We start from the raw sequence: 16,451 nt of genomic DNA, 5'->3' as shown, positions 1-16,451 counted from the left end.
TCCCTTGTTTTTTGGCTTTTTCTTTGCCATGGCAGTTTCTTAAGCTAATCCTTATGAAGCCTTCCATTTAGTTAATAATAGATCAGGATTATATGCATTTTTAGCTTGCCTAAGGGCAGGAATTCCTAAATCTTGCTCTAGGTTGATCCACTGCACACTATCAGGTAGGCTTAAAGCAAAATCTCGATAAAGAAAGGGTGTCGCTCCTTTAATAGAAGTTAAAGCTTTGGTAAAATGCAATAGAGCTGTTTTTGGAGTCAGGAGTTCACCCAGAGTAAATCCGAAGGCTTGGCCGTCAGCATAGGCAATTCTTCCAAAGAGATGTAATTTGGAAATGTATGTTAATGCTTCTAAACAAGAGTAGTAATCGGTTATTTCTTTAGAGTCTTCCTTTTGAGATTGCCATCTCTCCAGTAGCTTAAAAGCCTCCTGTATATTTTCCTCTTTAATTTCTTTGGACTCAAGAAAATATTTTCTTTCTAACTGATTTAATAAATTTCTTCGGCTGCTTAATTCTCTACCTTGTAAAGTTTGCAATTTGGACTTGCGAAAAAGATAGTCTGTATCGGCTCGGCAAGAGATCAAAGACATATTCATTTTTTGACAATCTTCTACCCAAGCATCTGGAAGAGGAAAAAAACAGCAGGTACAGCCTGGCAAAAGCTCGGAAAGCTTAAATTTTATTTGCTTAGGGGGCACGCTAGGAATGACAAAACAATCATTATTCTGCCATCTTCCTTGAAGGCAAGGAGTTGAGCATTCCACAAACTGGTAAGCATACTTTTTTCGAAATAAAAAAGCATTGGCAAAACTATACTCGGCAAAATGCAAGTCATAAGTTACACAAAGATCTCGCCAGGCCGGCGAAAGAAGAGGTTGATGCTCCAATGTAAGGGGCTTTATAATCATTCGGCAGACTGGGGTTGAAATTGATACATTCTAAGGCTTAAAATTTTCCATTGCTCTTTATTCTTTATTAAAATATACACAGCATGCTGCAAAAGGGAGTTAAGAGGATCATCTTTAACCCCCTTATCCAATCTGACTGTGCTATCCACTATTACAAGCTCAGGATTTAATAAACGAGCTGCATCTAAAGATTGACTGATTGTACTTTTTCCATAAAAGCCAAGTTTTCCTGATTTAAAGTGCTTCTCAAGTTGAGTTGGATTCATGATCCAGCGTCCCTGAGGAGTCATAAAATCTCCTTGTGGACTCCATAAAGAAATTAAAGCTTTTGTGTTATGTGTATTCCAAGCAGCATCAAAGGATTGTAAAAAATTGTTTATTTCCATAGAAGCAAGAGGCAATTCATTCTGGGCAAATAAAGAGGCACTCGCCCATAGGAATAAGCTAAATAAAAAGCGTGTCATCAGTTCCTCCTTTTTTTTGTTTAACTTATCTTTTAAAATTTATATTCGCAATCAGAAAGATATTGATAGTAAATTTTTTATTACTTTAGCTATTTTATGCTCTCTCCTTACAGGAGATATTTAAGCCTAAATCACATGCAAATTTAAAAGTCGTACACTTTTATATTTAACGCGAGTTAAAGGTCTTTTTTCAACTATTTCCTTATCCAATGACTCGTGTTAATTAAAGAAGTAAGATGGGTGGCGCCTGGTGCCAAAAGTCATACCCACAAAAATATTGCCAGTAAGCATTTTCTACCCATCGATACATTACATTTTCATCAGAAATCCCCCACATGTGTTACAAGGCCAGGAGCCCTACAACAAGGGCAGTGAAAAAGGAAGCCAAAGCCTTTATTAAGCTCATGCATCAAGAGTTTTCATGTCCAAACGATGCTAAACGCCAATTAGATAAGTTTGTAAAAAAATTTAAATATATACAGATTGTAGAACCTCAATTTATTGCAACTCAAAAGCATACTATGTCTAGTCGGCCCAAGGCTGAGCAAAAACCTTCTATATCTAGCTATCGCCTACAAAGCATATTAGCTTGCTCTTTGCTTAACAAGTTAGCCGATACCCTCTTGGTGATTAAGGATACAAATTCGTTTGACTTACTTTTTTAATTTTTTTATATTGCCTTTAAAAATAAAAATGATAAAAGGTCATTACTACCCAAGGAAATAAAATGCATCCTACCTCTTCGGCATCTATTGAAAGCTTGCCCAATGAATTGCTGCTCCCTATCTTAGAGGCTTGCGCAGTTTCTTCCTTATTTAGCGTCTGTAAAAGATGGCATCATCTGCTAGATTCTGAAGCGATGCCTTCTCTTTATAAAAAAATAGCCCAGCTTCATTTCCCCGGGAAGAATACCACTACCAAGCGAACTCTTATGTTAGCTAAAGTTTATCAACTTAATCCTGGACTTACCTCTACCGAAAAAGTTTATCAAGTTTTTAAACAAGTTTTTACCTTAGCTAAATTTATTTCTCCTCTGGAATTTATAGAGAAAACAGAAGAAAAAAGAGGCTTAACTCTGGCTAATTACTCCTCTTATCTCTTAAATATTAATCGCCTTTTACTTTGGAAAAAACTTCCTGGTGGGGAAGGATACTTGAGCCGAGAAGAAATTAAGCACTTACCTCTAGAGAAAAAAGGAGAGCTTCTTAGAGATTGGATTGAAGAAAATTGTAAAAACATCACGGCTTTAAATTTATCTAAAGTAGGCTTGACTTATTTACCCTCAGAAATATACCAGTTGTCTCAGCTGCAAGGGCTTGAATTAAATCAAAACCAGCTCTCCAGCCTTCCTGCAGAAATCGGGCAGCTGTCTCAGCTGCGAAACCTTGGCTTAATTCGAAACCAATTCACCAGTCTGCCTGCAGAAATCGGGCAGCTATCTCAGCTGCGATGGCTTTACTTAAATCAAAACCAGCTCTCCAGCCTTCCTGCAGAAATTGGGCAATTGTCTCAGCTACAAAGGCTTGAATTAAATCAAAACAAGCTCGCCAGTCTGCCTGCAGAAACCGGGCAGCTATCTCAGCTGCGATGGCTTTACTTAAATCAAAACCAGCTCTCCAGCCTTCCTGCAGAAATCGGACAATTGTCTCAGCTGGCATGGCTTAACTTAAATCAAAACCAGCTCACCAGTCTGCCTGCAGAAATCGGGCAGCTGTTTCAGCTGCAAAGGCTTGAATTAAATCAAAACCAGCTTGCCAATCTTCCCACAGAAATCGGGCAACTGCCTGAGCTGCGAGCGCTTCTCTTAAATCAAAACCAGCTCACCGCTCTGCCTACAGAAATCGGGCAGCTGTCCAAGCTGCGAACGCTTGAATTAAATCAAAACCAGCTCACCAGCCTGCCTACAGCAATCGGGCAATTGTCTCAGCTTACCATACTTAAATTAGCGGAAAATCCTTTGAAAGATATTGCAGAAAAAATAAGGCAGCGTTTTCAATTGTAGAATGGCCTTAAGCACTTTTTAAATTGGGGTGAGCTAAAATGAAATAAAAACTTTTAGCCATCTTATCTTTAAACAAGTAATCTCCTTTCCTTCCCGCAACTAAGTAAGCTTAAGCTAACCTACACATTTATAATGACAAGAAGCTTTTCTCTTTTTCTGCAGATTACTATGCGGAGAGAACAACCTTTCTTGACAGGAAGAAGCTAGGCGTATTATATTCCATCATGCGGTGGAAGAATTAAAACATCGCGCCAAAAAGAGCCGTTTTTCTCAAATAAGGCAAAGAATCAATCTCATTCTTTTAGCCACACCAAAATTGCCGCGTCACTGAATCCCCAAAGCCTGGGGCTGTTCCTAAATGCTTGGAAGCCCCCCCTTTCCTTAAATCTCTCTAAAATAAAAGCGTGGTAGATTACCTGTGAGTTGTTTTTCATTGATAAGGATACGAATTGGTTTGACTTGCTTTTTTAATTTTTTTATATTGCCTTTAAAAATAAAAATGATAAAAGTTCATCACTACCTAAGGAAATAAAATGCATCCTATCTCTTCGGCGTCTATTGAAAGCTTGCCCAATGAATTGCTGCTCCCTATCTTAGAGGCTTGCGTAGTTCCTTCCTTATTTAGCGTCTGTAAAAGATGGCATCATCTGCTGGCTTCTGAAGTGATGCCTTCTCTTTATAAGAAAATAGCCCAGCTTCACTTCCCCAGGAAGAATATCACTACCCAGCGAACTCTTTTGTTAGCTAAAGTTTATCAACTCAATCCTGCACTTACCTCTACCGAGAAAGTTTATCAAGTTTTTAAACAAGTTTTTACCTTAGCTAAATCTATTTCTCCTTTGGAATTTAAAGAGAAAACAGAAGAAAAAAGAGGCTTAACACTGGCCAATTACTCTTCTTATCTCTTAAATATAAATCGCCTTTTACTTTGGGAAAGACTTCCGGGTGGGAAAAAATACTTGGGCCGAGAAGAAATTAAGCACTTGCCTCTAGAGAAAAAAGGAGAGTTTTTTAGAAATTGGATTGAAGAAAATTGTAAAAACATCATGGCTTTAGATTTATCTAAAGCAGGCTTGACTTATTTACCCTCAGAAATAGGCCAATTGTCTCAACTGCAAGTGCTTAACTTAAGAGAAAACCAGCTCACCACTCTGCCTGCAGAAATCGGGCAGCTGTCTCAACTACTAGTGCTTGATTTAAATCAAAGCCAGCTCACCGCTTTGCCTGCAGAAATAGGTCAATTGTCTCAGCTGCAATATCTTTACTTAAATCAAAACCAGCTCACCGCTCTGCCTGCAGAGCTATGGCAGCTATCACAGCTGCGGGGGCTCGGCTTAAACAACAACCAGCTTACCAATCTTCCTAATGAGATAGGGCATTTATCTCAGCTGCAAACGTTTGGCTTAAGCCAAAACCAGCTCACCAGCCTTCCTGCAGAAATTGGGCAGCTGTCTCAGCTGCATGGGCTGGAATTAGCAGAAAATCCTTTGAAAGATATTCCAGAAAAAATAAGGCAGCGTTTTCAATTGTAGAATAGCCGTAAGTAATTTTTAAATTGGGAGGGGCTAAAATGAAGTAAAAACTTTTAGCCATCTTATCTTTAAACAAGTAATCCGCTTTCCTTCCCGCAACTAAGTAAGCTTAAGCTAACCTACACATTTATAACGACAAGAAGTTTCTCTCTTTTTCTGCAGATTGCTAGGCTGGGAGAACAACTTTTCTTGATAGGAAGAAACTGGCGTATTGTATTTCATCATTCAGTAGAAGCATTAAAACATTGCATCAAAAAGAGCCGTTTTTCTCAAACTCATTCTTTTATCCAAACTAATATTGCCGCGTCACTTAATCCCCAAAACCTGTGGCTGCTCCTAAATGCTTGGAAGGTCTCCCCTCTTTCCTTGAATTTATCTGAAAAAAAGAGCCGGTAGATCATCTGCGAATTGTTTTTCATTGATAAGGATACGAATTCGTTTGACTTGCCTTTTTAATTTTTTTATATTATCTTTAAAAAATAAAAGTACTGAAAAGTCATCACTACCTAAGGAAATAAAATGCATCCTATCTCTTCGGCCTCTATTGAAAGCTTGCCCAATGAATTGTTGCTCCCTATCTTAGAGGCTTGCGCAGTTCCTTCCTTATTTAGCGTCTGTAAAAGATGGTATCATCTGCTGGCTTCTGAAGTGATGCCTTCTCTTTATAAACAAATAGGTAAAGTACATGTTTCCCAAGGGGATATTAACAGGCAGGCTTTTATTTTAGATAGGATTTATAAGCTAGAAAGTAGACTTTCTGAAACAGCAAAGGTAAATGCAATTTTTAGGCAAATCTTTACTTTAGCTAGTTCTCTTTCCCCTCTAGAATTTAAATGGAAGACTGAAGAAAAAAAATATTTTACTTTAGCTAACTACTCCTCAAAAGTTTATCAAGTTTTTAAACAAGTTTTTACCTTAGCTCAATCTATTTCTCCTTTGGAATTTAAAGAGAAGACAGAAGAAAAAAGAGACTTAACTCTGGCTAATTACTCTTCTTGTCTCTTAAATATTAATCGCCTTTTAGTTTGGAAAAAACTTCCTGGGGGGAAGAATACTTGAGCCGAGAAAAAATTAAGCACTTGCCTCTAGGAAAAAAAGGAGAGCTTCTTAGAGATTGGATTGAAGGAAATTGTAAAGACTTAACTTCGCTAAATTTATCTGAAGTAGGCTTGACTTATTTACCCCCAGAAATATGCCAGTTATCTAAGCTGCAAATGCTTAACTTAAATCAAAACCAGCTCACCAGTCTTCCTGCAGAAATTGGGCAGATGTCTGAGCTGCAATATCTTTACTTAAATCAAAACCAGCTCGCCAGTCTGCCTGTAGAAATCTGGCAGCTGCCTCAGCTGCAAGGGCTTTACTTAAATCAAAACCAGCTCACCAGCCTGCCTGTAGAAACAGGTCAATTGTCTCACCTACAATTGCTTTACTTAAATCAAAACCAGCTCACCGCTCTGCCTGCAGAAATCGGGCAGCTGTCTCAGCTGCAAAGGCTTGACTTAAATCAAAACCAGCTCACCAGTCTTCCTGTAGAAATTGGGCGGCTGTCTCAGCTGGCATGGCTTCACTTAAATCAAAATCAGCTCACCAGCCTACCTGCAGAAATAAGTCAATTGTCTCAGCTGCAAGTGCTTGAATTAAATCAAAACCAGCTCATAGCTCTGCCTGCAGAAATTGGGCAGCTGTCTCGGCTGCAATGGCTTTACTTAAAGCAAAACCAGCTCACCAGTCTGCCTGCAGAAATCGGACAATTGTCTAAGCTTACCAAGCTTGAATTAGCGAAAAATCCGTTGAAAGATATTGCAGAAAAAATAAGGCAGCGTTTTCAATTGTAGAATAGCCGTAAGTAATTTTTAAATTGGGAGGGGCTAAAATGAAGTAAAAACTTTTAGCCATCTTATCTTTAAACAAGTAATCCGCTTTCCTTCCCGCAACTAAGTAAGCTTAAGCTAACCTACACATTTATAACGACAAGAAGTTTCTCTCTTTTTCTGCAGATTGCTAGGCTGGGAGAACAACTTTTCTTGATAGGAAGAAACTGGCGTATTGTATTCCATCATTCGATAGAAGAATTAAAACATCGCGCCAAAAAGAGCCGTTTTTCTCAAATAAGGCAAAGAATCAATCTCATTCTCTTAGCCACACCAAAATTGTCGCGTCACTTAATCCCCAAAACCTGTGGCTGCTCTTAAATGCTTGGAAGGCTTCCTCTTTCCTTGAATTTATTTGAAATAAAAACACTCATAGGACGTCTGTGAGTGGTTTTTTATTGATAATACGCTTTTAAATTACTCCTTACACAATTAGGCATACGATACAGCACATAAACTTTTCATTCTTTTTTCTTGCAGACATACCTTTCTCCAAGAAGCTATTGCCATCTTTTCTAGTTCTTTATAACCCCGATAAATACGATTAGACCAAAAATGGCTACGCAAGTAATGCCATAAGTTTTCAACAGGATTAAGTTCAGGACTATAAGGAGGTAGAAAGAGCAGGTGAATATTGGAAGGAACTTTAAGCGTTTTACTAGTATGATAGCTAGCTCGGTCTAAAATTAGCAAAGCATGGGAAGAAGCAGGCAGCGATTGACTAACTTGCTTAAGAAGAATTTCCACTCCTTGGCTATTTAAGAAAGGTAAAATCATCCCTTCTGCTTGCCCTGAACGTGGGCAAACAGCTGTAGCTACATACAGATTTTTATATTCTGTCTGCCTAGGAGCTTTTGGCCGCGTTCCTTTTTTTGCCCATACCTTAGTAGAGGTGCTTTGTTGCCCAAGCCGTGCCTCATCTTCAAACCAAATTTCGATGTTTTTCTTGGGAAATTGTTTGTTTAAGCTGGTGATGACTTCTGGAATTTTTTTTTAAAGGCTTCTTGGTCCCTTAGGTTAGCTTTATAATGCTGAGGACGAGGAACCAAAGGCGTATAGCGGCTGCGACGTAAGATTGTCCAAATTCCTTGCAAGGTTAAGTTTTTACCAAACTCTTTTTTTAGAATAGCTTGTAGATCAACTAGGTGGAAAACATTGATGCTTTCGTCAGGTTCAGGCCCTTTTTCTACCCTCTCTAAGAAAGCTTTTTCTTGCTCAAACGTTAAAGCTCTTTTTCTTCCTGTTATTACAGGCCTCCTATCTTTCAGGCCCTCTAAATTTTGAGCATTATACCTTCGGATCCATTTTTGAATAGCGCTTGTACAATAACCTAGCGCTTTTCCTATCTGATATGCGCTTTCTCCTTCCATCGCCATCACCACTGCTCTTAGTTTACAACTGTAACTGCCATAGGCTTTCTTTTTTGCCATGGCGTTTAATTCCTCTATTGTATGATAAAAAGCTACAAACATGGTTTCCTCCTTTCCAAACCTTTTCTCTCCCTAAATTATCCTCCTTATTTGAATTTAGAAAAAGACTGTTTGCAATTCTCAATAGCTGCTACTTACGGAGTTCGTTTAAATGGTATAAGGATACGAATTCGTTTGACTTGCTTTTTTAATTTTTTTATATTGTCTTTAAAAATAAAAATTAATAAAAGGTCATCACTAACAAAGGAAATAAAATGCATCCTATCTCTTCGGCATCTATTGAAAGCTTGCCCAATGAATTGCTGCTCCCTATCCTAGAGGCTTGCGTAGTTCCTTCCTTATTTAGCGTCTGTAAAAGATGGCATCATCTGCTAGCTTCTGAAGTCATGCTCCCTCTTTATAAGCAAATAGGTAAAGTGCATGTTCCTCAAGGAAATGTTAAGGAGCAGGCTCTTATTGTAGATAGGATTTATAAGCTAGAAGAAAAGCTTTCTGAAGCAGCAAAGGTAAATGCAATCTTTAGGCAAATCTTTACTTTAGCCAAGTCTCTTTCAACTTTAGAATTTAAATGGAAAACAGAAGAAAAAAGAGGCTTAACGCTGGCTAATTACTCTTCCTATCTTGTAAATGTTAATCGCCTTTTACTTTGGAAAAAACTTCCTGGCGGGGAAGAATACTTGAACCGAGAAGAAATTAAGTACTTGCCTCTAGGAAAAAAAGGAGAGCTTCTTAGAGATTGGATTGAAGAAAATTGTAAAAACATCACGACTTTAGATTTATCTAGATTAAACTTGACTTATTTACCCCCAGAAATAGGCCAGCTATCTCAGCTGCAAACGCTTGACTTAAGAGAAAACCAGCTCGCCAGTCTGCCTGCAGAAATCGTTCAGCTGTCTCAACTACGAGAGCTTTACTTAAATCACAACCAACTCACCAGTCTGCCTATAGAAATCGGGCAGCTGTCTCAGCTGCAAGGGCTTTTCTTAATCCAAAACCAACTCACCAGCCTGTCTGCAGTAATAAGCCAATTGTCTCAGCTACAATTGCTTGACTTAAATCAAAACCAGCTCACCAGCCTGCCTGAAAAAATCTGGCAACTGTTTCAACTACGAGGGCTTAACTTAAATCAAAACAAGCTCACCAGCCTGCCTGCAGAAATTGGGCAGCTGTCTCAGCTACGATTGCTTTACTTAAATCAAAACAAGCTCACTAGCCTGCCTGCAGAAATCGGGCAGCTATCTCAGCTGCAAAGGCTTGAATTAAATCAAAACAAGCTCACCAGCCTACCTGCAGAAATCGGGCAATTGTCTCAGCTGCAAACGCTTTACTTAGATCAAAACAAGCTCACCAGCCTGTCTGCAGAAATTGGGCAGCTGCCTCAGCTGCAAGCGCTTCAATTAAATCAAAACAAGCTCACCAGTCTGCCTGCAGAGATAGGGCAACTATCTCAGCTGCGAGTGCTTAAGGTAAGCCAAAATCGGCTCACCGCTCTGCCTACAGAAATCGGGCAGCTGTTTCAGCTTACCAAGCTTGAATTAGCAGCAAATCCTTTGAAAGATATTGCAGAAGAAATAAGGCAGCGTTTTCAATTGTAGAATGACCGTAAGTACTTTTTAAATTGGGGTGAGCTAAAATGAAATAAAAAACTTTTAGCCATCTTATCTTTAAAGAAGTAATCAGCTTTTCTTCCGGCAACTAAGCAAATTTAAACTAACCTACACATTTATAACGACAAGAAGTTTCTCTCTTTTTCTGCAGATTGCTATGGTTGAGAGAACAACCTTTCTTGACAGGAAGAAACTGGCGTATTGTATTCAATCATGCGGAAGAAGAATTAAAACAAGGCACCAAAAAGAGCCGTTTTTCTCAAATAAGGCAAAGAATCAATCTTATTCTTTTTAACCAAATCCAAATTGCCGCGTCACTTAATCCCCAAAACCTGTGGCTGCTCCTAAATGCTTGGAAGGTCTCCCCCCTTTCCTTGAATCTATCTAAAAAAATGTGCTGGTAGGTCATCTGTGAGTTGCTTTTCATTGATAAGAGCACGAATTCGCTTGACTTGCTTTTTTAATTTTTTTATATTGCCTTTAAAAATAAAAATGATAAAAAGTCATTACTACCCAAGGAAATAAAATGCATCCTATCTCTTCGGCCTCTATTGAAAGCTTGCCCAATGAATTGCTGCTCCCTATCTTAGAGGCTTGCGTAGTTCCTTCCTTATTTAGCGTCTGTAAAAGATGGCATCATCTGCTGGCTTCTGAAGCGATGCCTTCTCTTTATAAGCAAATAGGTAAAGTGCATGTTCCTCAAGGAAATGTTAAGGAGCAGGCTCTTATTGTAGATAAGATTTATAACCTAGCAGAAAAGCTTTCTGAAGCAGCAAAGGTAAATGCAATCTTTAGGCAAATCTTTACTTTAGCCAAGTCTTTTTCAGCTTTAGAATTTAAAGTGCAAATAGAAGAAAAGAGGTATCTTACTCTGGCTAATTACTCTTCTTATCTCTTAAATATTAATCGCCTTTTACTTTGGAAAAAACTTCCTGGTGGGGAAGAATACTTGAGCCGAGAAGAAATTAAGCACTTGCCTCTAGAGAAAAAAGGAGAGCTTCTTAGAGATTGGATTGAAGAAAATTGTAAAAACATCACGACTTTAGATTTATGGGAAGTAGGCTTGACTTATTTACCCCCAGAAATATGCCAGTTATCTCAGCTGCAATCGCTTAACTTAAATCAAAACCAGCTCACCAGCCTGCCTGCAGAAATAGGTCAATTGTCTCAGCTGCAAATGCTTAAATTAAATCAAAACAAGCTCACCAATCTGCCTACAGAAATCGGGCAGCTGTCTCAACTAGGGGTGCTTTACTTAAAGCAAAACAAGCTCGACCGCCTTCCTACAGAAATAGGTCAATTGTCTCAGCTACAATTGCTTGACTTAAATCAAAACCAGCTCACCGACCTTCCTCCAGAAATAGGTCAATTGTCTCAGCTGCAAACGCTTGACTTAAATAAAAACCAGCTCGACCGCCTTCCTGCAGAAATAGGTCAATTGTCTCAGCTGCAAGGGCTTTACTTAGATCAAAACCAGCTCACCGTTCTGCCTGCAGAAATAGGTCAATTGTCTCAGCTGCAAGAGTTTTACTTAAATCAAAACCAGCTCACCAACCTGCCTGTAGAAATTGGGCGGTTGTCTCGGCTGCAAACGCTTGACTTAAATCAAAACCAGCTCACCAGCCTGCCTGTAGAAATCGGGCAGCTGTCTCAGCTGCACACGCTTGACTTAAATCAAAACCAGCTCACCGCTCTGCCTGCAGAAATAGGGCAGCTGTCTCAGCTTCAATGGCTTCACTTAAATCAAAACCAGCTCACCGCTCTGCCTACAGAAATCGGGCAGCTGTCTCAGCTTACCAAGCTTGAATTAGCGGAAAATCCTTTGAAAGATATCGACGAAAAAATAAGGCAGCGTTTTCAATTGTAGAATGGCCGTAAGTACTTTTTAAATTGGGGTAAGCTAAAATGAATAACAAACTTTTAGCCATCTTATCTTTAAACAAGTCATCCGCTTTCTTTCCCGCAACTAAGTAAGCTTAAGCTAACCTACACATTTATAATGACAAGAAGTTTCTCTCTTTTTCTGCAGATTGCTATGCTGGGAGAACAACCTTTCTTGACAGGAAGAAGCTAGGCGTATTGTATTCCATCATTCGTTAGAAGAATTAAAACAAGGCACCAAAAAGAGCCGTTTTTCTCAAATAAGGCAAAGAATCAATCTCATTCTTTTATCCAAACTAATATTGCCGCGTCACTTAATCCCCAAAACCTGTGGCTGCTCCTAAATGCTTGGAAGGTCTCCCCTCTTTCCTTGAATTTATCTGAAAAAAAGAGCCGGTAGATCATCTGCGAATTGTTTTTCATTGATAAGGATACGAATTCGTTTGACTTGCCTTTTTAATTTTTTTATATTATCTTTAAAAAATAAAAGTACTGAAAAGTCATCACTACCTAAGGAAATAAAATGCATCCTATCTCTTCGGCCTCTATTGAAAGCTTGCCCAATGAATTGTTGCTCCCTATCTTAGAGGCTTGCGCAGTTCCTTCCTTATTTAGCGTCTGTAAAAGATGGTATCATCTGCTGGCTTCTGAAGTGATGCCTTCTCTTTATAAACAAATAGGTAAAGTACATGTTTCCCAAGGGGATATTAACAGGCAGGCTTTTATTTTAGATAGGATTTATAAGCTAGAAAGTAGACTTTCTGAAACAGCAAAGGTAAATGCAATTTTTAGGCAAATCTTTACTTTAGCTAGTTCTCTTTCCCCTCTAGAATTTAAATGGAAGACTGAAGAAAAAAAATATTTTACTTTAGCTAACTACTCCTCAAAAGTTTATCAAGTTTTTAAACAAGTTTTTACCTTAGCTCAATCTATTTCTCCTTTGGAATTTAAAGAGAAGACAGAAGAAAAAAGAGACTTAACTCTGGCTAATTACTCTTCTTGTCTCTTAAATATTAATCGCCTTTTAGTTTGGAAAAAACTTCCTGGGGGGGAAGAATACTTGAGCCGAGAAAAAATTAAGCACTTGCCTCTAGGAAAAAAAGGAGAGCTTCTTAGAGATTGGATTGAAGGAAATTGTAAAGACTTAACTTCGCTAAATTTATCTGAAGTAGGCTTGACTTATTTACCCCCAGAAATAGGCCAATTGTCTCAACTGCAAATGCTTAACTTAAATCAAAACCAGCTCACCAGTCTTCCTGCAGAAATTGGGCAGATGTCTGAGCTGGAATATCTTTACTTAAATCAAAACCAGCTCGCCAGTCTGCCTGTAGAAATCTGGCAGCTGCCTCAGCTGCAAGGGCTTTACTTAAATCAAAACCAGCTCACCAGCCTGCCTGTAGAAACAGGTCAATTGTCTCACCTACAATTGCTTTACTTAAATCAAAACCAGCTCACCGCTCTGCCTGCAGAAATCGGGCAGCTGTCTCAGCTGCAAAGGCTTGACTTAAATCAAAACCAGCTCACCAGTCTTCCTGTAGAAATTGGGCGGCTGTCTCAGCTGGCATGGCTTCACTTAAATCAAAATCAGCTCACCAGCCTACCTGCAGAAATAAGTCAATTGTCTCAGCTGCAAGTGCTTGAATTAAATCAAAACCAGCTCATAGCTCTGCCTGCAGAAATTGGGCAGCTGTCTCGGCTGCAATGGCTTTACTTAAAGCAAAACCAGCTCACCAGTCTGCCTGCAGAAATCGGACAATTGTCTAAGCTTACCAAGCTTGAATTAGCGAAAAATCCGTTGAAAGATATTGCAGAAAAAATAAGGCAGCGTTTTCAATTGTAGAATAGCCGTAAGTAATTTTTAAATTGGGAGGGGCTAAAATGAAGTAAAAACTTTTAGCCATCTTATCTTTAAACAAGTAATCAGCTTTTCTTCCGGCAACTAAGTGAGCTTAAGCTAACCTACACATTTATAATGCAAGAAGTTTTTCTCTTTTTTCTGCAGATTGCTATGGCTGGGAGAACAACCTTTCTTGACAGGAATCGGGTCGCCCAAGGGAACTTCCCCCTTAGGCTCCCACAGACACGTACGTGAAACTCTCGCTTCATACGGCTCCTATTGTTCTTCAAGCTTTCCAGCCTTTTCCCCACCCCCATAAGTTCCTCGTATTTCTACTTGACTTATTGAGGTGGATTGAACAATTCAACCCCTTCGCTCCCCCTTCATTACAAAGGCTTCCTCACTACTACGAGTTGATCTGCCCCTCATACATGCTTCGATATTTCCCACTTTGTGTTCTTCACTTATATGGTTTTCTCTTAACATCATCTATGAGGTTCCCACGTTCCATACAAAAGCCTAGACTAAGTTCACGCTATCTTTATGCCGGACGCCATTTAGGCAGTAAACAGGTTGCCCCTAAATTTATCCTGGAAGAGCTTTTAACCCCCAGTTTTGACATCATCTTTACGCTTTCGACACTTGGACCGATAGTTCACTTTCGTTCGTCTCCTTAGCCCTCACCTGATATGTTTATCACACCTTTTCCTTAACGCTCACTACCTTGGCTTTTGACCAAAGCAGCTTAAGGTGGTTTGAAATCTCTTCCTGCAAAGCGACTTCGAGGAGCCATTTTCCTCATCTTTCGTATAGTTACGCACATCTATAATGTGCTCGTGGCACACAAAAGCTAGGCGTATTGTATTCCATCATTCAATAGAAGAATTAAAACATTGCGCCAAAAAGAGCCGTTTTTCTCAAATATGGCAAAGAATCAATCTCATTCTTGTAGCCAAACTAAAATTGCCGCGTCACTTAATCGCCAAAACCTGTGGCTGCTCCTGAATGCTTGGAAGGTCTCCAATCTTTCCTTGAATCTATCTGAAAAAAAAAGCGCTGGTAGATCATCTTTGAGGTTTTTTACCCTTGATAAGGATTCGAATTCGTTTGACTTGCTTTTTTAATTTTTATATTGTTTTTAAAAATGGAAATGTTGAAAAGTTATCCCTACCAAAGGAAATAAAATGCATCCTATCTCTTCGGCACCTATTGAAAGCTTGCCCAATGAATTGCTACTCCCTATCTTAGAGGCTTGCGTAGTTCCTTCCTTATTTAGCGTCTGTAAAAGATGGCATCATCTGCTAGCTTCTGAAGCGATGCCTTCTCTTTATAAAAAAATAGCACAGCTTCATTTTCCCAGGAAGAATACCACTACCCAGCGAACTCTTATGTTAGCTAAAGTTTATCAACTCAATCCTGGACTTACCTCTACCGAAAAAGTTTATCAAGTTTTTAAACAAGTTTTTACCCTAGCTAAATCTATTTCTCCTTTGGAATTTAAATGGAAAACAGAAGAAAAAAGAGGCTTAACGTTGGCTAATTACTCTTCTTATCTCTTAAATATTAATCGCCTTTTACTTTGGAAAAAACTTCCTGGTGGGGAAGAATACTTGAGCCGAGAAGAAATTAAGCACTTGCCTCTAGAAAAAAAAGGACAGCTTCTTAGAGATTGGATTGCAGAAAATTGTGGAAACATCACGGCTTTAGATTTATATAAAGTAGGCTTGACTTATTTACCCCCAGAAATAGGCCAGTTATCTCAGCTGCAAACGCTTGACTTAAGAGAAAACGAGCTCACCAGCCTTCCGGCAGAAATAGGCCAGTTATCTCAGCTGCAAACGCTTGACTTAGGAGAAAACCAACTCACCGCTCTGCCTGCAGAAATTGGACAGCTGTCTCAGCTGCAAGAGCTTTACTTAAATCAAAACCAGCTCACCAGCCTGCCTGTAGAAATCAGGCAATTGTCTAAACTGCAAGGGCTTTACTTAGATCAAAACCAGCTCACTAGCCTGCCTGCAGGAATAGGTCAATTGTCTCAGCTGCAAACGCTTGACTTAAATCAGAACCAGCTCACCGCTCTGCCTGCAGAAATCGGGCAGCTGTCTCAGCTAGAATGGCTTCAATTAGATCAAAACCAGCTCACCAGCCTTCCTGCAGAAATCGGGCGGCTGTCTCAGCTGCAAGAGCTTTACTTAGATCAAAACCAGCTCACCTACCTTCCTGCAGAAATATGCCAGTTATCTCAACTGCAAACGCTTTCCTTAAATCGAAACCAGCTCACTGCTCTGCCCATAGAAATTGGGCAGTTATGGCGGATGTACAAGCTTGAATTAGAGGAAAATCCTTTGAATGATATTGCAGAAAAAATAAGGCAGCGTTTTCAATTGTAGAATAGTAAGTACTTTTTAAATTGGGGTGGGCTAAAATGAAATAAAAAAACTTTTAGCCATCTTATCTTTAAACAAGTAATCCGCACTTAAATCAAAACCAGCTCACCAGCCTTCCTGTAGGAATAGGTTAGCTATCCAAGCTGCAAAAGCTCCACTTAAGTGGCAACCTGCTAACCATCCTTCCTATAGAAATAGATTAGCTATCTCAGGTTAAACACCTTCATTTAAATAGCAGCTAATCGGGTCGCCCAAGGGGACTTCCCCCCTTAGGCTCCCACAGACACGTACGTGAAACTCTCGCTTCATACGGCTCCTATTGTTCTTCAAGCTTTCCAGCCTTTTCTCCATCCCCATAAGTTCCTCGTATTTCTACTTGACTTATTGAGTTGGATTGAACAATTCAACCCCTTCGCTCCCTCTTCATTACAAAGACTTCCTCACTACTACGAGTTGATCTGCCCCTCATGCATGCTTCGATATTTCCCACTTTGTGTTCTTCACTATATGGTTTTCTCTTAACATCCTCTA

Annotated in this window: 13 protein-coding genes and 1 pseudogene; 9 read left to right on the top strand and 5 right to left on the bottom strand. The window is 39.3% G+C overall.

Translation table 11 applies throughout. The features are described from left to right. Positions 1-51 precede the first annotated feature (51 nt). The 3 genes and pseudogenes from TY21_RS01375 to TY21_RS01365 all read right to left on the bottom strand — a co-directional run. Positions 52-909 carry a DUF2156 domain-containing protein gene (locus TY21_RS01375; protein WP_042239815.1) on the bottom strand — a complete coding sequence of 286 codons (858 nt, stop codon included), beginning with the start codon at positions 907-909 and terminating at the stop codon, positions 52-54. Beyond that, positions 906-1,373: a DUF4440 domain-containing protein gene (locus tag TY21_RS01370; protein ID WP_042239813.1), complete on the bottom strand. Its 468-nt coding sequence runs from the start codon at positions 1,371-1,373 to the stop codon at positions 906-908. The genes TY21_RS01375 and TY21_RS01370 overlap by 4 nt, the downstream gene beginning before the upstream one ends. Positions 1,374-1,626: 253 nt before the next feature. Continuing rightward, positions 1,627-1,740, bottom strand: a pseudogene (locus TY21_RS01365) (transposase); the annotation flags it as partial. Positions 1,741-1,744: 4 nt separating this feature from the next. Between TY21_RS01365 and TY21_RS01360 the strand changes: the two are divergent. The 5 genes from TY21_RS01360 (at position 1,745) to TY21_RS01340 (ending at position 6,742) form a co-directional block, all read left to right on the top strand. Next, positions 1,745-2,038 (top strand): hypothetical protein, encoded by a 294-nt coding sequence (locus tag TY21_RS01360; protein WP_042239811.1) that lies wholly within the window; start codon positions 1,745-1,747, stop codon positions 2,036-2,038. A gap of 62 nt (positions 2,039-2,100) precedes the next feature. Beyond that, positions 2,101-3,375: an F-box-like domain-containing protein gene (locus TY21_RS01355; RefSeq protein WP_052354440.1), complete on the top strand. Its 1,275-nt coding sequence runs from the start codon at positions 2,101-2,103 to the stop codon at positions 3,373-3,375. Between the two features lie 533 nt (positions 3,376-3,908). Further along, positions 3,909-4,907: an F-box protein gene (locus TY21_RS01350; protein ID WP_197725074.1), complete on the top strand. Its 999-nt coding sequence runs from the start codon at positions 3,909-3,911 to the stop codon at positions 4,905-4,907. Between the two features lie 519 nt (positions 4,908-5,426). After that, entirely contained in the window at positions 5,427-5,966 is a 540-nt protein-coding gene (locus tag TY21_RS01345) for an F-box protein (protein ID WP_130589470.1), read from the top strand. Then, a complete protein-coding gene (locus tag TY21_RS01340) occupies positions 5,933-6,742 on the top strand; it encodes a leucine-rich repeat domain-containing protein (RefSeq protein ID WP_197725073.1) in 810 nt (269 codons plus the stop codon). The genes TY21_RS01345 and TY21_RS01340 overlap by 34 nt, the downstream gene beginning before the upstream one ends. 468 nt (positions 6,743-7,210) lie before the next feature. Here TY21_RS01340 and TY21_RS01335 read toward each other — a convergent pair whose 3' ends face one another. Then, the gene (locus TY21_RS01335) at positions 7,211-7,753 is read right to left on the bottom strand and encodes an IS630 family transposase (RefSeq protein WP_255501527.1); all 543 of its coding nucleotides are present in this window, start codon (positions 7,751-7,753) and stop codon (positions 7,211-7,213) included. Beyond that, positions 7,741-8,250 carry a winged helix-turn-helix domain-containing protein gene (locus TY21_RS01330; protein WP_130589469.1) on the bottom strand — a complete coding sequence of 170 codons (510 nt, stop codon included), beginning with the start codon at positions 8,248-8,250 and terminating at the stop codon, positions 7,741-7,743. The genes TY21_RS01335 and TY21_RS01330 overlap by 13 nt, the downstream gene beginning before the upstream one ends. A 212-nt stretch (positions 8,251-8,462) precedes the next feature. Between TY21_RS01330 and TY21_RS01325 the strand changes: the two genes are divergently transcribed. The 4 genes from TY21_RS01325 (at position 8,463) to TY21_RS01310 (ending at position 15,923) form a co-directional block, all read left to right on the top strand. Next, complete coding sequence (locus tag TY21_RS01325; RefSeq protein ID WP_130589468.1) at positions 8,463-9,803, top strand: leucine-rich repeat domain-containing protein; 1,341 nt, start codon at positions 8,463-8,465, stop codon at positions 9,801-9,803. A 538-nt stretch (positions 9,804-10,341) separates the two neighbouring features. Then, a complete protein-coding gene (locus TY21_RS01320; protein WP_130589467.1) occupies positions 10,342-11,682 on the top strand; it encodes a leucine-rich repeat domain-containing protein in 1,341 nt (446 codons plus the stop codon). A 537-nt stretch (positions 11,683-12,219) separates the two neighbouring features. After that, the gene (locus TY21_RS01315) at positions 12,220-13,536 is read left to right on the top strand and encodes a leucine-rich repeat domain-containing protein (protein WP_197725072.1); all 1,317 of its coding nucleotides are present in this window, start codon (positions 12,220-12,222) and stop codon (positions 13,534-13,536) included. Positions 13,537-14,717: 1,181 nt separating this feature from the next. Next, positions 14,718-15,923, top strand: a complete 1,206-nt coding sequence (locus TY21_RS01310; RefSeq protein WP_130589466.1) for an F-box protein — start codon at positions 14,718-14,720, stop codon at positions 15,921-15,923. The last annotated feature ends 528 nt before the right edge of the window (positions 15,924-16,451 follow it).

It is taken from the genome of Neochlamydia sp. S13 (genome assembly GCF_000648235.2).
GTDB lineage: Bacteria > Chlamydiota > Chlamydiia > Chlamydiales > Parachlamydiaceae > Neochlamydia.
The sequence above is the reverse complement of the archived record's forward strand: the minus strand, read 5'-3'. Positions and strand labels throughout refer to the sequence as shown.